Here is an 18,706-nt window from a genome sequence, read left to right as displayed (position 1 = left end):
ACTTCGGCTGACCAAGGAGACTCTCACCATGATGAAGCGACGCGTTTTCAATCGGGTGGCTGCAACCATGGCGCTGGCCGCCGCGCTGCCCATGGGCGCCCTCGCCCAGGACAAGCCGCCCCTCAAGCTGCTGGTCGGCTTCGCGCCCGGCGGCTCGGTCGATGTCGTGGCGAGGCTGCTGGCCGAGCGCCTGCGCCTGCCGCTCGGCCAGCAGGTGATCGTCGAGAACAAGCCCGGAGCCGGCGGTCGCCTGGTGCTTGGGGAAGTAAAGCGCGCGCCGGCCGACGGCAACACGCTGGTCATCTCGCCCAGCGGCGCGTTGGTGATCTCGCCATGGCTCTACCACCTCAACTACGACCCGGTGAAGGACTTCACGCCCGTCGCGCGTGTGGTGACCTTCGACTTCGCGGTGACGGCGGGTCCGGCGGCGCCGGCCGGCGACATCCGCGCGGTGTTGAACTGGCTCAAGGCCAACCCGGCCCGAGCCAACTACGGCACTTCGGGCGCAGGCACCGTGCCGCACTTTGCGGGTGTGCTGCTGTCGCAGGCCTCAGGCGTGCCGCTCACGCACGTGGCCTACAAGGGCGGCGCGCCGGCGGTGTCCGATCTGCTGGGCGGACAGATTCCCATCATGGTGGACACGATATCGGAGACCATCGAGCATCACCGCGCGGGCCGCCTGCGCATCCTCGCGGTCACGGGTAACGCGCGATCGCCGGCGCTGCCCGACGTGCCCACGCTCAAGGAGACCGGAATCGACGCCAGAGCGGAGGCCTTCGTCGGCCTGTTCGCCCCGGCAGGCCTGCCGGCCGACAAGGTCAAGCGCCTGTCCGACGCGATAGCCGAAGTGCTCAAGGCGCCCGATCTCCAGGCGCGCATCCGCGAGATCGGCCTGAATGCGAACTACGCCGGCCCGCAGCAGCTCGGCGAGACCCAGGTCGCCGAGCTCAGGCGCTGGGAACGGCCCATCAAAGCATCGGGCTACAAGGCCGAGTGACGTTGCCACCGACGCTGGGCTGCAGTTGTGCGAGCGCGAGGAAGAGGCCACTAGGGGCGAGTACCGCTCGGCGCTGACGAAAGACATGCCAGAGGAAATTCGCTCGGTGCTACTGCGTCAGTACGAGGGCATGCGGAAATATCACGAACGCATCCACGCCATGCGTGGCATGCAGATTCACTGACGCGCCGAATCACGCCTGATTGACCCGATCGCACCAGGCGGGCCGGAAGCCGGGAAGCTGCCGGCCCGCTTCTTATTTCGACGCCGAAGCTTGCGCCGCGTTAAGTAACGCGCCTGGAAGGCGACACGGTGAACTCGGGACTGCCCGGCTGCGACGACCGCCATTACCCTGGGTAGGCCTCAGGCGGCCCGGCGAACCTCCGCCGCCACCCCGGCCAGCATGAGGTCGAGGTTCTGCACCGCCGCTCCCGAAGCACCCTTGCCGAGGTTGTCGAACACCGCTGCCAACAGCACCTGCCCGTGCTCGCGGTTGGCGAACACGCCCAGGCGCAGGTCGTTGGTGCCGTTCAGTGCCTGCGGGTCGAGGTGAGTGGCGGCGGCCGATTCGGCTAGCGGCATCACCTCGACATGGCGGGCGTCGGCGTAGTGGTCTAGCAGACAGGCGTGCAGCCTGCCGACGTCCGTGCCGGATGCCAGCAGGTCCAACTCCAGCGTCACCGTCAGTACGATACCTTGCCGGAAAGCGCCGTAGGCCGGCACGAAGGCGGGGCGGCGTGCCAGGCCCGCGTGCTGCTGGATTTCAGGCGTGTGCTTGTGCGCCAGGTCCAGGCCATAGACCTGGAAGGGCAGGGCCCGGGTGGCCTCCGGTCCCTCGTAAGTATCGACGGCGGTGCGGCCGCCACCTGAATAGCCCGACACCGCGTGGATGGCGATGGGGTAGTCGTCCGGCACCAGGCCGGCCTCCACCAAGGGGCGCAGCAGGCCGATCGCCCCGGTGGGATAGCAGCCCGGATTGCTGACGCGCAGCGCGCCCGCGATGCGCTGGGCCTGGCCGGCGGCCATCTCCGGAAAGCCATAGGTCCAGCCGGGCTGCGTGCGGTGTGCCGAACTGGCGTCGATCACACGCACCGCAGGGTTGACGATGGACGTCACCGCCTCGCGTGCGGCGGAGTCCGGTAGACACAGGATGGCGATGTCGCAGCCGTTGATGGCGTCGGCGCGGGCGCGCGCATCCTTGCGCTGGCCGGCGGGCAGTGTCAGTAGGCGCAGATCGTCGCGTCCGCGGAGGCGTTCGTGGATCTGCAGGCCGGTGGTGCCCTGGTCGCCGTCGATGAAAACAAGAGGGTAGCGCATTGATGGATCCTTGGAAGTGGCGTGAAAGTGGCGGCCCCGGCCGGTGCAGCATCAGCTCTGCGTTGGTGCGGCCGGTACAGGAAGCGCCATCTTGCGCCACCGGATAGAATCGAAGAAGTTGAATTTCATGACGATGAAATTCACGTTTCCTGAACGATAATCCTCGTCAGCAGATACGCCCTTAACCGGAGTGCCGCCCCATGCGCGAGATCAGCCTGGACCGCCTGCGTACCCTCGTCGCCATCGCCGATCTGGGTTCCTTCGCCGAAGCTGCGCGCGCGTTGAACTTGGCTCCGCCCACCGTCAGCCTGCACATTGCCGAGCTGGAAGCCCGCGTCGGCGCGGTACTGCTGACGCGTAGGCGCGGCGAGGTGCGTCCGTCGTCCATTGGCGAGACACTGGTCGATCGCGCCCGCCGCCTGCTGGCCGATGCCGACCTTGCGCTGGACGACGTGCAGCGTCAGGTGCAGGGGTTGACCGGCCGCGTGCGCCTCGGCGCCTCGACCGGGGCCATCGCCCACCTGCTGCCGCAGGCGCTGGCCATGCTGGCGGAGCGGCATCCCGATATCGACGTGCAGGTGGCCGTGCTTACCTCGGAGGAGACGCTGGCGCGGCTGGCCGCCGGCACGCTGGAGGTCGGTCTGGTGGCACTGCCACAGGCGCGCGTGGCGGGGCTGACCATCCGCCCTTGGCGGCGCGATCCGGTACGGGCTTTCCTGCCAGCGAGTTGGCCCTGCCCGGCGCGCATCACGCCGGCCTGGCTGGCAACGCGCCCGCTGATCCTGAATGACGGCACCACGCGCCTGTCGCGCCTGACCGCCGAGTGGTTCGCCAGCGGTGGCCACAGGCCGGCGCCGCGTATTCAGCTCAACTACAACGACGCCATCAAGAGCCTGGTGGCGGCCGGCTATGGCGCGGCCCTGCTGCCACACGAGGTCACCACGCCGGCGCCGGATGCGCGCGTAGTGATGCGCCCGCTGCGGCCGGCGTTGTGGCGGCGACTGGGGTTGGCGCACAGCGGGGAACGGGTAGAACGTGCCACGGAATACGTACTGGAGGCCCTGTGGGCGCTGCGGGCGGGGTAGCGCCGTTGGCCTGCGCTATCGGTGCTGCGGCGCCGAGGGTAGGCGTGCAGCCAGCCTGGGCTGCTTCCGCCGAAGCGTATTCGCTGCCTCCGCGCAAGCCAGGACACTCGATCGGCATTGACGGACAGCCGTGCTGCTAGTGTCTTGAATCGTCGACAATCTACCCCTCGATGTCGAATGGCCGCTTCTGGCCGGAAGGGTCCAATCAACTGGTTCTGGTCTGGGCTGGCTCGAACGACGAGCTTCGCGCCGGGGCGTTTGCCACCTGCGGCGCATCGGCACGGGGGAAGGCCTTCTGCGCTTCGCTGAAAGCGAACAGGATGTCATCGATGGCGGCATCGCCGTTGCCGTGGATGGCGATCTGCCCGGGCGCCGATCCGATAGGGCGTGACCAGCCATCACACCGCCGCCATCACACCGGACGCAACGCCTCCAGCATGATGTCGGCCAGGCGCTGTGATACCTCGGACACAGGCCCCGGCGCGCGCAGCAGCATCAGGGGCATCTTGCCGAGCGGCGGCAATCCTTCGGCAGCCCCAAGTTGCCGCAGCGATGCCGGCAAGCCGTAGGGCGTGCGGACCACCAACCCAAGTCCGGCTGCCGCTGCGGCCCACAGGCCGCCAAGGTTGGGGCTGGTGAACGAGACGCGCCAGGGAATTCCGGCGCGGTCCAATGCCGCCGTGGCGGCATCGTGGAAATGGCAGGGCCGGTCGAATGCCGCCAGCGGTATCGGCTGGCCGGGTTCGATGCGCCACGGCAGCGCAGCCGGTCCGACCCAGCACATCGGCGGTTCGCCGACCACGGCGAAATCGGCGCCGGGCTCTCTTGCCGTCCGAGCGCCATCCGCGCCGCCCCAGACCAGCGCGAGATCCAGTGTCCGCGCCTGGATGCGGGCGAACAAATCGTGATTGCGCGCCACCATGGCTTCGACCCGGACCTTCGGATGCGCTCGCGCAAACCGCCCCAACACCTCCGGCAGCATTGCCTCGCCGAACTCTTCCTGCAGTCCCAGTCGCACGCCGCCGGACAAGTCCACCCCTCGCACGGCCGCGGCAGCTTCGTCGTTCAGGGCAACGATTCTGCGCGCGTAGCCAAGCAGCAGACTCCCCGCCTCGGTGAGTTCCAGGGTCCTGCCGGCCTTGCGAAACAGCGGCGTGCCTGCCATGTCCTCGAGCTTGTGAATCTGCGCACTGACGGCTGAAGTGGAGCGGCCGACCTGCTCCGCAGCGCGCGCGAAGCTGCCGAGGTCGATGCCGGCGATCAAGCTGCGCAGCGCGGCAATATCAAGATTCGACGCCATGGCAATCGTCCGGAAAAACGAAACAATCGGTCCGAAACTTTCGGATTTTCAAGACGAATATTGGTTGCAATACTGACGCTCTGTCAACTGCCTTATCGGAGAGCCGTCGTGGCCGAGTCCGTCTGTTTTCCCCGCCCTGGTGGTAATTCCCTCGCCGCCTCCGCCGCTTCGCATCGCTGGAAAGTGTTGGGCGTCGGCGTTGCCGCGAACGCGAGCTTCATCGCTGCCGCCAACGGGTTGCCCGCCACCGCCGTGTGGCTGCGCAGCGCCTATCAGATCGACAACGGGGGGCTTGGCCTGCTGCTTGGTGCGTTGGGCATCGGCGCCGCGTTGTCCGAACTGCCATGGGGCGCAGCGGCCGACCGGTGGGGCGATCGTCGCGTCCTGCTGTACGGGCTTGGCGCCACCGCTCTCATACTGGCCGTGATGGCACTGTTTCTGGCCCCAAGGCCGGATCGCGTGCCGCCTTTGCCGGTGGCGATGGCCTGCATGGCGTTGCTGGGACTGGCGGGCGGCAGCGTCAACGGGGCCAGCGGGCGGGCGGTCATGCGATGGTTCGCCGAAGGCGAGCGCGGCCTGGCCATGAGTATCCGCCAGACGGCGGTGCCCCTCGGCGGTGGGCTAGGAGCGCTCCTGTTGCCGTGGCTGGCCGTTGCCATGGGCTTTCGCTGGGTGTACGCAGTCCTGGCTGCGTTCTGCTTTGCCTCTGTCTGGCTGACTTGGCGATGGCTGCACGAACCCACGCATCTCGCTGCCCCCACGTCGGCACGACGCCATGCGCACGACAATGCCAGCCCGTTGCGCAGCCTGCGGGTCTGGCGCATTGCCGTGGCCATCGGCATCCTGTGCGCGCCCCAATTCGCGGTTTTGAGCTTCGCCTCGGTGTTCCTGCACGATGCGGCCCATGTGGGCGTGTCGGGCATCGCCGCCACCCTTTGCGCTGTGCAGCTCGGCGCGATGGCGATGCGGATCTGGAGCGGCCGCCATACCGATCGGCGTGGCAACCGCCGTGTATGGCTGCGCCATTGCACGCTGATCGCCGCGCTGATGTTCGTGCCGCTGGCCCTCTGCGCGGCGGTCGGGCAGAGTGTTCCTGCGACGCTGACCATGGTCGCGGTCGTGCTGGCTGGCGTCGCGGTTTCGGCCTGGCATGGAGTTGCCTACACCGAACTGGCGACGCAGGCGGGCGCGGAGCGGGCGGGTACGGCCCTCGGACTGGCCAATACGCTGGTCTTCGCCGCGTACTTCGCTGCCCCTGCGGCGATTCCGCTACTGCTCGATCGCGGCGGCTGGGCCGGCGTCTGGCTCCTGGCGGGGGCCTGCGCGGCGACGGCGTGGCCGCTTTTTCCCCGGGCTGGCGATCGTCCCAGCAACTGACCGACGTTTCCAGTCACTGCTTCAACCGGCGAGCAGCTTCCCATTAATAAGCATGTGCAGGGTTCTGACAAGGAGAACCACGATCGCGATGCTCAGCATGGCGAGGAGGATGATCGCAATCACCGTCACGGGCCAGGCCTGGACGAACATCGAATATTTCAGCGCGGCACTCGCGAGGGCCGCCATCGGAAAGCTGATGGCCCACCAACCGGAAGCGAACGGAATTCCCTTGCGAAATACTTTAGGCGCCAGCGTAAGGAATATGAAGAGGCCGAAGTAGAACAGCAAGCCGGAGAAAGTGTCGACGCGTCGCGTAAAGTTGGTGTAGGCGAGAAAGCCCACTTCGAAAGGTGCCATCAGGATCAACAGGGAAGGGACCCTGCCGGCAGGCAGGGGCTCGTGATGAATCATTCGCGACATGATCATCGTAAAGAACAAGAGGGCAATCATCGTTCCAACGGCCAGTGCGAACACGTTGACTTCATGAGCCCACGGCATTGGCATGCTTGCCACCTGCAACCGCGATATCCAAAGTGGCGACTCCGGGGATAAACCTGGCCGGAACCGAGTAGGCAGCCTGTCTTGGCCGCGCTCTCCGTTTCTTGCGATTGAATCCAATGCGCCGATCCGTATCGATCTTCGGATTGGTTTGCGCAGCAAGAATCGGAGTTTTGAACAACGCGGGGATGCCTATTCTCTTGCTCAGGGCATCGAATGGTTTCGATGAACCTTGCCGAAACTAACTGTGAGGACCTTTCCATGAGCAAAGAAGAGCAGAACAAGGCCGTCGTCGGTCGTTGGTTCACGGAATTCTGGGGCAAGAATGTCAATCTGGCGGTAATCGATGAGATTGCCGCCCCGAACATGCTGCTCAAGTATTCGTTGCACGAGCCTCGTCGTGGTCGCGAGAATATCAAGGCCTTCATGACCGACTTTCGTGCAGCATTCCCCGACCTCAACTTCTGGGGCACGGCTGAGTTGATCGCCGAAGGCGACTATGTCGTCGGCCAGTGGGAAGGTGGCGGTACCCACACGGGCCCGGCATTTGATGACTTCCTGATCGGCGGTTTGCCTGCCGCAACTGGCCGCACGATGCATTTCACCGGTACTACCGTGCTGAAGGTGATAGACGGCAGGATCGTGGAAGAACTCGGCCTGGACGACGGTGTGGCCGCGCTGACCCAGCTCGGCCTGATCAGGGAGGCCGCCATGAATGGCGACGGCTAAGGCGCGGCGCAATGGCGGGTCGGCGATGCCGGTGCCATCGAGCTGCACATGGAAAGCGGTGAGGCCTACCTGTTTGGCCAATGGGGCATTACCCGCTTGAGATGAGCAGACTGACCACATCAGGTGGGCGCCGATTCATTCAGCAAGGAGTGCATCATGCAATTGTTCTTGAGCTATCTGGAGTCGCCGTTGGGCGACCTACTGCTCGTCACCGATGCGCGGCAGAATGTGCGCGGGCTCGATTTTGCCGACCACAAGGCGCGCCAGCATCGCAGCTTGCGCGACCACTATGGCAGTGTCGAGCTGGTTGAAGTTCCGGCCCCTTCCGAGATCGCAGAAGCGTTGGCTCGCTATTTTTCGGGTGAATTGGGCGCGCTGGATGCCCTGCGGACTGAGACCGCTGGTTCTCAGCTTCAGCGCCGGGTCTGGGCCGCGCTGCGCCGCATTCCGGCCGGCACGACCACGACCTACGGCAAGCTGGCCAAGGAACTGGGCTTCGACGATCCGCGCGCGGCCATCGACATCGGTGCGGCCAATGGCGCCAATCCGATCGCCATCATCGTACCGTGTCATCGGGTCATCGCCAGCAATGGCGATCTCAAGGGCTACGCCTGGGGGGTACCCCGTAAACGCTGGCTACTGGAGCACGAGAGGGCGATCGCGCCAGCGCGTGTCGAATCACAGACTGCCATGCTGCCGGGGATCTGATCTTGACCGATACCATTGCAGCGGACTTGTCTCCACGCGCATACGGACGGGCCGGTCAGTACTTATCTGGTCTGGATGCAGACATTCTGTGTGAGTCTAAATGGTGGATCGGCTATGACCGAATCGAGAACCTGGACGCTGATCGGACGGGACGGCAAGCCCTACGAGAGTTCGGTGCCGGGCACACTCGGTGGCCATCGAGGCGGGCGGATCTACGGCAGGTTTGATTGCCGGGCGGCCCTGCAGGCCATCGCCTGCGGAGGCTATATCAGACAGCGAGTCTTCTTTTTCGATGAGTCGATCGCTATCGCCGCCGGCTTCCGGCCGTGTGCGGTTTGTATGCCTGATCGATACGCAGCCTGGAAGAGGGCACAAGCCACTGAAAGCCGCCCTACATCACGAAATCGAGTGCGGTCATGACCGCTGAAACGCTATTCAACGCAGGCTTGGAGAAGGCCCCGGGAGGAGAACTCTTGAAACCGCAGTCCCTGGCCGACAAACTTGCGATGGTTGACTGGCTCGCATTCGAAGAATGCGTTGACGCGCTGAGCCCCATACCGTCAGAGTTCATGGGTATTGTTGCCAAGCAGATATTTTTCAATGCGAGAATCGGGAAAAAACCATATGCCAGCCATTAAGGTCAGTATGAAGAACGAAGCTGCGCTGCTGAAAAAGCTGGCCAGGATCGCTAATGCGTAGATAGGGATGGAGAGCTTCCCTTTGAGGTCGTTGCCGATGGCTTGCCCAAGTGCGGAACGTTCGCCGTCATACTTGATGATGAGTCTTGTGAGCAGTGAGTAGGAGACGGCGCACATGAACAGGACAAATGCATACATTGCCGTCGGTGTCTGCGCGAAGCCAGATTTTCCAGTCCAGGTGGTGGTGAATGGAATCATGCTTAGCCAAAACAGCAGGTGGAGGTTCGCCCACATAATTTTGCCGTTGATTCCACGGGCAACTTTAAACAGGTGATGATGGTTGTTCCAGTATATTCCGACGTAAACAAAACTTAGCACATAGCCGAAAAAATTAGAGGCATTATTAAGGATGTCTTTAAGCGAAAAACCTTCCGGAACCTGTAGTTGAAACAACATGAGTGTCAAGCTTACGGAAATGACACCATCGCTGAATGATTCAAGCCTGTTTTTGCTGATGCTCATGATGTCATCCACTCATCTGAATTGGTTGCGGAATGCCATGCGCGCCATATATGCGACGGGAAGTATAAATGGAAGGACACCCCAGAATCCGATCGTCACATAGAGGGATGCACCCAGGAAAGCCCCGATCACAAAGCCGATCACAACACTTGCGCTTTTGAGAAGATCCTGGAAATTGGTGCGTGTCCTGGCGCGCAGGTAATTCGACAGATCGATACCCAACTGGGTGGTGTTCCCGGTCATCATGGTGCTGGGACTGATGTACTTGATCAGTGTCTTGCTGGCAGTATTTCGGACGGCAAGCGCGACAAGGCCGAGGCCTCCAGTCAAAGCAAGGCCCGCGCCATCCGGATTATCGAACGGTTCGAGATACAGGCCGGCGACCATGAAACCCAGCAAGAAGGTCGCTTCAGCAACAAACAGCCAACCTAAGGTCTGGTGGGTCTGTTGGGTCCGCTGGTTGCGGTCAATCAGCATCTTGCTGATGATGACCGTGACAATGAAGAGTGGTATGGCGCCGAGCTTAATCCATAAGCCGGCCCCACCGTTGACGAATGCCGCTCCCGCAAGCACGAGGTTTCCGGTGACGTGTGCGGTGAAGAAGCCCAGCAGCGCAATAAAGCCAATGGTGTCGATGGCGCCGCCCACAATAGTAAGAAGGATTGGCGCTTTGCATATTTCCCAGAGGCTGGGATTTTCGTTTGTTTCTGTATTGTCTGATGCATTGACGTTTGCGCTCATGGTTGAGATCCATCCTGTAAATGGGTGCAGCGGCCCTTGCACTCGCCCAACTCCAGGCGCTCGGCCGATCCGGCAATGCTGAAGGGTGGCAAACGCTCGCCGGCAGCATTGTCTTTGCTTGTTTGTCTCGCTGGGGTATGCCCGCGGGGGAAGATTTCCCCCGCGCAGGGGCGATCATGTGATCAGCGCGTTGGCGACGATCGCTGCCGCCGCTACGCTGGACGTGCTGATGGCCAGCCAGCATCCCAGCAGGAGGGCGCCGTTGGCCACGCTTCGAAAAATCATCTTGTGCGCTCCGAGGGATGACTGGTGGCGGACATGCATCAGCGCTCGACGACCGGCGCGTGCACGGGAGCCAGCGATTCGTGCGTGGTTGCCGTGCGTTGCGCGGCCTTGTGGACCATCGTATAGGCATAGTCGATCCCCATGCCATAGGCGCCCGAGTGTTCCTTGGCCACGGCCATCACCTCGTCGTACGTTTCGCGGTTCTTCCAGTCGCGTTGCCATTCCAGCATGACCTGTTGCCAGGTCACGGGCACCACGCCCGCCTGGACCATGCGCTGCATGGCGTAGTCATGCGCTTCCTTGGTCGTGCCGCCCGAAGCGTCGGCCACCATATAGATCTCGTAGTCGCCTTCGAGCATCGCGCACAGCGCAAAGGTAGTGTTGCAGACCTCGGTCCACAGGCCGGCCACGACGATCTTCTTGCGGCCATTGGCGGCCAGCGCGTCGCGCACCTTCTGGTCGTCCCAGGAGTTCATCGAGGTGCGTTCGAGCGTTTGCTTGCCGGGGAAGACGTCGAGCAGTTCGGGGTAGGTATAGCCGGAGAACGAATCGCTTTCGACCGTGGTGATGGTGGTCGGCACATCGAAGATCTTCGCTGCCTTGGCCAGGCCCACGACGTTGTTCTTCATGGTCTGGCGGTCCATCGACTGCACACCAAAAGCCATCTGGGGCTGGTGGTCGATGATGATCAGTTGGCTGTTGCGCGGGGTCAGGACTTCCAGCTTGGCGTTCGACATGGTGCTCTCTCCGATGAAATTTGTTCAATGATTTTGAGTTCTTGCATGGCGGCGCTTTGTTCGCCCTGTCGCGTTATCGCGCCGTCCATGTGACGAACTATAGCGAAGGAGGGTGCGGAAACAGTCAGCCTGAATTGTAAATATTGTTCAAAAAATTTGATGATTTGGGGGGCATGTGGGACCCTGGCTCCGGTGAGCGGTTTGATTCCTGGAACTCGCGAGCGTGGCGGCTCCGATAGCTTGGAGGCGATTGAACATGACCGCTAGCGGCGTGGCACCAGGCGAACCAATCAAGATCGGTCAAGTTAGCATTCAGTACCTGATTGATCTTCGTCCGCCCTCCAACTTTCTCCCGAAGCTGCTCAGGCGCCATCTGCGGGTCGTGCGGCCCCATGGAGATGCCGTAATATTCCGAGGGAGCCGGACACACCGGATCCTGGCGGCAACGAAACTCGGCCTTCCCTTCCTGCGGGCCGCCACCGCGCCGAGCCCGTTCCTTACCTAGTCCAATGTTCAAGTTTCGACATGACCAAACTCTTCGCCGCAAGAGCAGCCTGCCTTCGCGAATGGGGGGGCAGGGAGAGAGCGGCACGCCTGCGGCAGGGCCTACCGCACTCTGATGCTGCTTCTACTTGCGGGACTCAGTGCCTGCGGGTCGCTTCCTCACAATGCTCCGCGCAATCTGCCTCAGGCCGCGGCTGGCAGCGCATCCGCGGCCATGCGCGAACCCACCGACGTCGCCGGCCAGACAACCGTCGCCATGTCGTTCTCTGGCGGTGGCACGCGAGCCGCGGCCTTCGCCTTTGGCGCTCTGCAGGGCCTCGACGCCATGAGAAGTCCTGGGGGCGCGTCCATGCTCGACGACATCGCATTCATCAGCAGCGTGTCCGGAGGCTCCATCACCGCGGCGTACTACGGTCTGCACGGCAAGGCCAGCCTGGCGACCTTTCGATCAGTGCTCTTGAAGGACGGAGAGGCGGGACTTCGCTTCAGTCTGCTGAATCCGGTCAACCTTGCGCGCCTCTTCGCGGGGGGCCTCAACGATCGGGAGGATCTCCGGACATGGCTCGACGAAGACGTGTTCAAGGGCGCGACGTACGCCGACATGTTCCGCCGCGGCAAGCCAATCGTTTGGATCAACGCCACGAACGTCTACTACCGGGTCGCGTTCCCGTTCAGCCAGCTGGCATTCGATGCGCTATGCAGTGATCTCGCGAGCTTTCCCGTTTCCGAGGCCGTCGCCGCATCCATGGCGGTCCCGCTCTTCTTCGCACCGATCGTCCTTCAAAAATATCCCGAGGCTTGTAGTGCACCGCTGCCAAACCTTGACCACGCCCAGGCGCCTGGGCACTCGCTGCTGCTTGGCGCGTTGGCAATCGCCGTTCGCGGTCTCCGGGACACTTCGAAGGGAAAGTACATCAAGCTGGTCGACGGCGGGGTGACCGACAACTACGGCTTGGCCACCATTTTGCAATCGCGCCTGCTGCTGGGCACGGCTTACGGTCCCATGAGCGAGAACGACGCGATCAATGTGCGGCGGCTGCTTTTCATTGTTGTTGACGCCGGTCAGGGCCCGCGCGGCGATTGGAACCAAAGCCAGGATGGCCCATCCGGAATCGAAGTCGCAAGCGCGGCCATCGACGCGGGAATGGCGACCAACGTTCGAATGAGCTATGACGCCTTCGTTCCCATGATGCGGCAGTGGCGCGACGACCTTGTGGCGTATCGGTGTGGGATGCCGCATTCTCGGCAGCAGGAGATCGCTGCACGCCGCCCAGGCTGGCGGTGCGATGAAGTCGAATTCTTCGTCACGCGGATCTCGTTTGATGCCCTCGACAAGGAGCGTGCTGCAAGTCTGAACGATCTGCCGACCAGACTTCGACTGCCCGAGAAGGACGTCGATCGCCTGATCGAAGCGGGAAGGGATGCCATCCTTGGCAACCCGGTGATCCGTAAGTTCGAGCGCGAATCGACCGAGGCGCGATAGTCCCGCGGCACGCGGCGCGGGTGAGGCCGCGTTCTTGCCGCCCGGCCGCGGCGCTCTGGCGCAGGCATGCGTCCGGCATGGCGAGAACGCCCGATACTCCGTTCATGCCAGCCGTCCTCCGTGCACCGGTGCACCGCCCACCGACATGTCGGCGCACAGGATCGTCCCGGTGGTCGACTCGGTCATGAATAGCGTGGTGCCCTCGGTGCCGCCAAAGCACAGATTGGTCAGCGATGTGCCACCGGGGCTACGAATCACCTCCACAGGTTCGGCGCGATGGTTGAGCACCCAGACATAGCCAAGTCCAGGATTCGCCACCAGCAGATGGCCATCCGATCTCATTGCCAGACCGTCGGGGCCGCTCGGGCCGTAAGAGGTAAAGAACTGCCCGACCTTGCTGACCGACCCGTCGGCCTGCAACGGCACGCGCCATACGCTGTTCCCGCGGGTCATCGCGACGAACAGCACCTTCTCGTCGGGCGACAGGACGACACCGTTTGGGCTCGGTGCGTTGTCCAGCAGGACGTCCAGCTTGCCGTCGGGCGTCAGCCGATAGACGCGGCCCGTCGGATCGTGCAAGCCGGTCTGGCCCTGGTCGGTGAAGTAGAGATTGCCCTGCGAATCGAAGGTCAGGTCGTTGACGCCTCGGAAGCGTTCCGAATTCCTACGCTCAAGAAACGGGGTTACGGTTCCCGACTTTGCATCCAGACGCACCAGGCCGTTGCGATAGTCGGTGATCAGGAAATCACCACTGGCCAGGCGCTTCATGCCATTCGGTTCACCGTCGTACTCGGCAACAAGCTCCCAGTCGCCCTGCATCGAAACACGGAAGATGCGGCCGTAGGGGATGTCGGTCACCCAGAGATTGCCATCGGCCCAGACCGGCCCCTCCAGGAATGAGTCGATCGTCGCCCCGCCGCGATTGGCATGCGCCCACGCGTTGTTGGGGTCGTGCCGACGGAACGACTCCGGAAGCCGGGTGAGCACCTGTGCATCGCGTACGGCCGGTTGCTGAAGTAGGAACATCGCCGCCCCTGGTTATTGCTTCTCAATATGCGCCTTCTGCGCAACCGTTGCCCATTGCGCGGTTTCGCGCTGAATCAGCTGCGCGAACGCGGGGCTGTCCAGGTTGCCTGGCTGCGACCCCATCTGCGCAAGGAACGTCTTCATGTCGGGCGCCTGGAGCGCCTTCTGGATTTCCGTTTGCAGGCGTGCAATGACATCGTTCGGCGTGCCCCTTGGCGCGGCAAGGCCTGACCAGTTGAACAGGCTGAAGTTGGGCACACCAGCTTCAGCGAACGTAGGCACGCTCGGGAACACATCCACCCTGGTCTTGCCACTGATGCCCAGCAGACGCATCTGATTACCCTTGACCGGCGCCAGCGCGGTCGGGGTCGACACGACCAGCAGATCCACGCTACCGGACAGCAGCCCGACCATGGCCTCACCAGCCCCCTTGTACGGCACATGCATCAGCTTGATACCTGCGGCCTGCTGGAACGCTTCGGCGGCAAAATGCGGCGAACTACCGGGGCCGCCGGTGCCAAACGTCACCTCTCCCGGATGCGTCTTGGCATAGGTGACAAGGGACGCCAGGTCCTTGAAGCGCGAATCGGCCTTGACGCCAAGCACCACCGGCGAAAATGCGAACGGCGCGATAGGGACCAGAGCTGTCTGATGGTCCCAGTTCAGCTTCTTGAAGACATAGGGGAGGGTGGTGTAGGAGTTGTCGTTAGCCAGAAGCGTGTAGCCATCGGCGGGTGCGTTGACAACCTGGGACGTGCCGATCGTGCCGGACGCGCCCGGCTTGTTCTCCACGACGAAGCCCTGCCCCGTCTGCACGGTGAGCTTCTGTGCAACCTTGCGCGTCACGACGTCGACGGCGCCGCCGGGAGGATTCGGCACGATGATGCGGACCGGTTTGTCTGGGTACGCCGCCACGGCGGACAGGCTGACAAGCAGCGTCGTTGCTGCCACCAGGCAGCCAATTGTTCGATAAAACACCATTGTCTCCTTGTGCTGCGGGAGAGACCTGACTGTCCGTCGGGTCCTCCCGCGACACTTCTGTTCTAGTTGATGATGCAGCCGTGCGTCGGTCAGGCCGGCGTAGCCACGCCTTGCAGCACCGCCAGGACGTTCTTCGCCGCCCCAACGCCCATGTTCACGTACGCGGCGTTGCTGACGCCGCCGATGTGCGGCGACAGAATCAGGTTGGGAATGTCGCGGAACGGATGCGGCACGGGCATCGGTTCCACGGCAAAGCTGTCCAGGCCTGCGGCATACAGTTTGCCGCTCTGCAGGGCTTCGGCCAGTGCAGGCTCGTCGATGAGTCCGCCTCGCGCCGTATTGACGAGGATAGCGCCGTCCTTGAACGTCGCCAGTGTTTCACGGTTCAACATGCCACGGTTCTCTTCCGTCAACGGGCAGTGCAGCGACACCACGTCGGATTCCCTGAACAACCGAGGCAGGTCGACAAGCGTTACGCCTTCCGGGACCGTCGTTGCATAAGGATCGAAAGCGGTGACATGCATGCCCATCGCCACACCAATCACGGCGGCGCGGCGGCCGATCTCTCCGAGCCCAACAATACCGAGCGTGCCACCGTTCAGCTCGACGGCCTTGTAAGTTGCTTTGTCCCAATGACCCTGGCGCATGCGATCGTTGAGATGTGGAACAGCTTTGGCGCACGCAAGGATCAGCGCCCACGCATGTTCAGCCACGGCGGCGGCATTGGCCCCGGCCGCGGCGGCCACCTTGATGCCGCGCGCCTGCGCAGCGGCTTTATTGATGGTGTCAGTTCCGGTGCCGTGTTTCGAAATCACTTTCAAGGCCGGTGCTGCGTCCATGACTTCAGCGGTTATGCTGCCGTAGCGCACGATAATGCCGACCGGGTTGTGCTCCTTTGCCAGTGCTGCAATATCGGCGGTCTGGGGCGTTTTCCCCGCGAATACGATCTCATGGTCACCCAGCAGCGCAAGGGCCTCCGGCGCGAGGTCGGCACCCGTGACGATAATGACTTGCTTGTTCGTCACAGTGCCTCTCCCTGCTTCAGGACGCCCGCCGTCACCAGCGATGCCAGCAGCCAGGGCGCGGTGGTATTGCCTTCCCTGATCTGGGCAATGCGCTGGGCTTCCGCGTCTTCCTTCTTTGCCGCGGCATCGAGCAAGGCTTCGATCTTCTCGCGCTCCACCACGACCAGGCCATCGGCGTCTCCGCAGATGTAGTCGCCAGGGTTCACCGTGACGCCACCAACAGAAATGGGGTGTCCAATGCGCCCGCCAACTTCCTTGGTGGGGCCGTTAGGGTTCGTGCCCACCGAAAAGACCGGGAACTGCATTTCGTCCAGCTCGAGGCTGTCGCGAACCGCGCCGTCGATGACGACACCAGCAAGGCCGCGCTGGCGAGCGGCATGCATCATGATCGTTCCCATCAGCGCAGAGGTCTGGTCCCCTTTGCCGTCGACGACCAGAACATCGCCCGGCTGCGCCAGCGCCAGTGCTGCATGGATCATCAGATTATCACCGGGGCGAACCTCGACAGTGAAGGCGGGCCCGGCGACTTTCATGGTCGGGCGCAAGGCCCTGATCCGGCCATGCAACGCACCGCGGCGTCCGCCGACATCGGAGAGGATCGCCGGTTGGAACTTGGCAGCCCGCGCCACGATCTCGGCGGGCACGCGCTCAAACGATTTGATGATGTTGGGCAAGGTCATGATGGACTCCAGGCAATATGAAATAGATAGGTAGATAAGGGCGTCAATCCAGCTTCGTGCCGGAGGCCTTGATGACCGATGCCCAGCGTCCGATGTCCTGCTTGATCAGCGCACTGAACGCCTCAGGCGTGCCAGCCAGCACCGATGCACCTTGCTCGTCCAGCTTGGTGGCAAGCGCCGGAGACTTGAGCGCCTTGTTGAACTCGGTATTCAGGCGCGCCACGATGTCCTTCGGTGTCGCGGCAGGCGCGACGAAGCCGAACCAGGTCGCGGTATCAAAGCCGGGATAGCCCAGCTCGGCCACGGTCGGCACCTGAGGCAGGTCCTGCAAACGCTTGGGGGACGTCACCGCGAGCGGCCGCATCCGGTTGTTCTTGATATGCCCGAGCAACGTAGGCACCGAGGCCATGTAGAGATCGACTTGTCCGCCCATCAGGTCGTTGACCGCCTGCGCTGCGCCCTTGTAAGGGACATGGGTGAACTTCACCTTCGCGGTCGTTTGAAGCAGCTCACCACCAAGGTGCGCCACCGTTCCGTTGCCCGGCGAGGCGAAGTTGATGGCGCCGGGCTTTGCCTTGCCTGCCTGGATCACGTCCTTCAGCGTCTTGTAAGTCGAATTGACATGGGTCACCAGCACGAGCGGCGCGGATGCCACCAGGCTGATGGGTGTCAGATCCTTGAGTGGGTCATATGGCAACCGTTCATACAGCGAGGGATTGATGGCAAGGTTGCTGGTCTGCCCCATGACGATGGTGTAGCCATCGGCCGGCGCCTTGGCTGCCGCGTCCACCCCGAGGTTGCCACCGGACCCTGGCTTGTTCTCCACCACAAAGACCCAGCCGGTCGACTTGGCAACCGTATTAGTTACTTCTCGCGCGATGATGTCCGTGCCCCCGCCGGCGGGAAAAGGCACGATGACCCGGATGGGCTTGGTGGGGTACTGCGGCGCGGCCTGGGTAGTGGCGGACGCCAGAACCAGACCTGCGGCAAGCACGAATATGCAGCGACGGGAAATTGCCTTCATTGACTGTCTCCGAATCTCGGTTTCGTTGTGATTCGGATTGTGGTCGACCGTTTCACGGCATACAATGCCGTTTCACACCGTGCACCTCGTTTCGTTCTATGAATGCCAATAGTGATCCAAGGGGCGCGTCAAAAGGCGACGATGGCGCGGGGGGCGTCATAGCGGTCACCCGCGCCCTGCGCGTACTCGAGGCGTTCGGGGTGAACGACCCCCAGCTCTCACTTGCCGAACTGAGCCGGCGGACCGGCATCCACAAGACCACCGTGCTGCGGCTGGCGCGCACGCTGGCGGCGGACAACTATCTGGTGCAGAAGGAAGACGGCAGCTGGCGGCTCGGCCGCGCGGCGGGGTGGCTGGGCGCGTGCTACCAGGCAACCTTCAATGTTCAGGAAGTGGTGGAGCCGGTGCTGCGGGAGCTGACGATCAAGACCGGCGAAAGCGCTTCGTTCTACGTCCGGGAGGGACAACAGCGAACCTGCCTCGTCCGGGTCGAAGGACCGCAGGCCATCCGGCATCACGTCAGGATCGGGGCGGCACTGCCGCTGGACAGCGGTTCGCCAGGCCGCGTCATCCTGGCGTTCTCAGGCGAGCCGGGCGAGCTTTATGAAATGATCCGCCGGCGTGGATTTCATCTGTCGCTTGGCGAGCGGGAGCCCGAAGTCTCGAGCGTGTCGGCACCGGTGTTCGGATTGCACTGGCGGCTGCTAGGCTCCATGTGCATTTCGGGACCGACTTCCCGGCTAAGCGAAGAGCGTTTGCTGGAGCTGGCACAGACAGTCGTTGACGCGGCGAACAAGCTTTCGTATGCCATGGCGGGAAGTCAACGGCCTGCGATGCAAATTGAAAGGCCGTCTACCTGGCACCCTTGATGCAGCTGTGGGGCATGAAGAGCCGATAGAAATCGTAGATGACCTCTGTCAGTCGCGAGCCGGTCGTCGTTTTTCGACCCGAATGCGCCGTTCGAAGTTGCCTGCCTCAACACCGGCTATTCGGGTTCAACGGCCTTCTGCACGATCTCATCCAAATAGAAGCCTATTGCCAACTTCACT

At 63.0% G+C, this 18,706-nt stretch carries 18 protein-coding genes and 1 pseudogene; 8 read left to right on the top strand and 11 right to left on the bottom strand.

Annotation, left to right across the window (positions count from 1 at the left end; all coding sequences use genetic code 11):
- Nucleotides 1-28 precede the first annotated feature (28 nt).
- Nucleotides 29-997 (top strand): Bug family tripartite tricarboxylate transporter substrate binding protein, encoded by a 969-nt coding sequence (locus RS901_RS33465; RefSeq protein ID WP_316154939.1) that lies wholly within the window; start codon nt 29-31, stop codon nt 995-997.
- A gap of 363 nt (nt 998-1,360) precedes the next feature.
- Here the strand turns inward: RS901_RS33465 and argC are convergent, their stop codons facing one another.
- Nucleotides 1,361-2,314 carry an N-acetyl-gamma-glutamyl-phosphate reductase gene (gene argC, locus RS901_RS33460; RefSeq protein ID WP_316154938.1) on the bottom strand — a complete coding sequence of 318 codons (954 nt, stop codon included), beginning with the start codon at nt 2,312-2,314 and terminating at the stop codon, nt 1,361-1,363.
- Nucleotides 2,315-2,514: 200 nt separating this feature from the next.
- Here argC and RS901_RS33455 point away from each other — a divergent pair, with 200 nt between their 5' ends.
- Complete coding sequence (locus RS901_RS33455; protein WP_316154937.1) at nt 2,515-3,399, top strand: LysR family transcriptional regulator; 885 nt, start codon at nt 2,515-2,517, stop codon at nt 3,397-3,399.
- Nucleotides 3,400-3,811: 412 nt separating this feature from the next.
- Here the strand turns inward: RS901_RS33455 and RS901_RS33450 are convergent, their stop codons facing one another.
- Nucleotides 3,812-4,699, bottom strand: a complete 888-nt coding sequence (locus RS901_RS33450; RefSeq protein ID WP_316154936.1) for a LysR substrate-binding domain-containing protein — start codon at nt 4,697-4,699, stop codon at nt 3,812-3,814.
- 108 nt (nt 4,700-4,807) lie between these two features.
- On the opposite strand from RS901_RS33450, the gene RS901_RS33445 reads away from it, so the two are divergent.
- On the top strand, nt 4,808-6,076 hold the full coding sequence (locus RS901_RS33445; RefSeq protein ID WP_316154935.1) for an MFS transporter: 1,269 nt from the start codon (nt 4,808-4,810) through the stop codon (nt 6,074-6,076).
- Between the two features lie 21 nt (nt 6,077-6,097).
- Here RS901_RS33445 and RS901_RS33440 read toward each other — a convergent pair.
- Nucleotides 6,098-6,653 (bottom strand): annotated as a pseudogene (locus tag RS901_RS33440) (C4-dicarboxylate ABC transporter); the annotation flags it as partial.
- A gap of 182 nt (nt 6,654-6,835) precedes the next feature.
- Here RS901_RS33440 and RS901_RS33435 point away from each other — a divergent pair.
- The 3 genes from RS901_RS33435 (at nt 6,836) to RS901_RS33425 (ending at nt 8,431) form a co-directional block, all read left to right on the top strand.
- Nucleotides 6,836-7,303, top strand: coding sequence for an ester cyclase (locus RS901_RS33435; protein ID WP_316154934.1), 468 nt, complete (start codon nt 6,836-6,838; stop codon nt 7,301-7,303).
- A gap of 156 nt (nt 7,304-7,459) precedes the next feature.
- A complete protein-coding gene (locus RS901_RS33430) occupies nt 7,460-8,011 on the top strand; it encodes a methylated-DNA--[protein]-cysteine S-methyltransferase (RefSeq protein WP_316154933.1) in 552 nt (183 codons plus the stop codon).
- 114 nt (nt 8,012-8,125) lie between these two features.
- Entirely contained in the window at nt 8,126-8,431 is a 306-nt protein-coding gene (locus RS901_RS33425) for an Ada metal-binding domain-containing protein (protein ID WP_316154932.1), read from the top strand.
- Between the two features lie 140 nt (nt 8,432-8,571).
- Here the strand turns inward: RS901_RS33425 and RS901_RS33420 are convergent, their stop codons facing one another.
- The 3 genes from RS901_RS33420 to RS901_RS33410 all read right to left on the bottom strand — a co-directional run bounded on the left by RS901_RS33420 (nt 8,572) and on the right by RS901_RS33410 (nt 10,934).
- Nucleotides 8,572-9,171 (bottom strand): TMEM175 family protein, encoded by a 600-nt coding sequence (locus tag RS901_RS33420; RefSeq protein ID WP_316154931.1) that lies wholly within the window; start codon nt 9,169-9,171, stop codon nt 8,572-8,574.
- A 12-nt stretch (nt 9,172-9,183) separates the two neighbouring features.
- Nucleotides 9,184-9,912, bottom strand: coding sequence for a YoaK family protein (locus RS901_RS33415; protein WP_316154930.1), 729 nt, complete (start codon nt 9,910-9,912; stop codon nt 9,184-9,186).
- Nucleotides 9,913-10,235: 323 nt separating this feature from the next.
- A complete protein-coding gene (locus RS901_RS33410) occupies nt 10,236-10,934 on the bottom strand; it encodes a hydrolase (RefSeq protein ID WP_316154929.1) in 699 nt (232 codons plus the stop codon).
- A 718-nt stretch (nt 10,935-11,652) separates the two neighbouring features.
- On the opposite strand from RS901_RS33410, the gene RS901_RS33405 reads away from it, so the two are divergent.
- Complete coding sequence (locus RS901_RS33405; RefSeq protein ID WP_316154928.1) at nt 11,653-12,921, top strand: patatin-like phospholipase family protein; 1,269 nt, start codon at nt 11,653-11,655, stop codon at nt 12,919-12,921.
- 102 nt (nt 12,922-13,023) lie between these two features.
- On the opposite strand, the gene RS901_RS33400 is transcribed toward RS901_RS33405, so the two are convergent.
- The 5 genes from RS901_RS33400 to RS901_RS33380 all read right to left on the bottom strand — a co-directional run bounded on the left by RS901_RS33400 (nt 13,024) and on the right by RS901_RS33380 (nt 17,657).
- Entirely contained in the window at nt 13,024-13,947 is a 924-nt protein-coding gene (locus RS901_RS33400) for an SMP-30/gluconolactonase/LRE family protein (protein WP_316154927.1), read from the bottom strand.
- A gap of 12 nt (nt 13,948-13,959) precedes the next feature.
- The gene (locus RS901_RS33395) at nt 13,960-14,925 is read right to left on the bottom strand and encodes a tripartite tricarboxylate transporter substrate binding protein (protein ID WP_316157348.1); all 966 of its coding nucleotides are present in this window, start codon (nt 14,923-14,925) and stop codon (nt 13,960-13,962) included.
- Nucleotides 14,926-15,017: 92 nt separating this feature from the next.
- Entirely contained in the window at nt 15,018-15,953 is a 936-nt protein-coding gene (locus RS901_RS33390; RefSeq protein WP_316154925.1) for a hydroxyacid dehydrogenase, read from the bottom strand.
- On the bottom strand, nt 15,950-16,633 hold the full coding sequence (locus tag RS901_RS33385; protein WP_316154924.1) for an RraA family protein: 684 nt from the start codon (nt 16,631-16,633) through the stop codon (nt 15,950-15,952). The genes RS901_RS33390 and RS901_RS33385 overlap by 4 nt, the downstream gene beginning before the upstream one ends.
- Nucleotides 16,634-16,676: 43 nt before the next feature.
- Complete coding sequence (locus tag RS901_RS33380; RefSeq protein ID WP_316154923.1) at nt 16,677-17,657, bottom strand: tripartite tricarboxylate transporter substrate binding protein; 981 nt, start codon at nt 17,655-17,657, stop codon at nt 16,677-16,679.
- A gap of 98 nt (nt 17,658-17,755) precedes the next feature.
- On the opposite strand from RS901_RS33380, the gene RS901_RS33375 reads away from it, so the two are divergent.
- Nucleotides 17,756-18,526, top strand: a complete 771-nt coding sequence (locus RS901_RS33375; RefSeq protein WP_316154922.1) for an IclR family transcriptional regulator — start codon at nt 17,756-17,758, stop codon at nt 18,524-18,526.
- The last annotated feature ends 180 nt before the right edge of the window (nt 18,527-18,706 follow it).

It is taken from the genome of Cupriavidus sp. BIC8F, assembly GCF_032465815.1.
Lineage (GTDB): Bacteria > Pseudomonadota > Gammaproteobacteria > Burkholderiales > Burkholderiaceae > Cupriavidus > Cupriavidus necator.
Note: the sequence above shows the minus strand (reverse complement) of the source record. Positions and strands in the feature narration are given on the sequence as shown.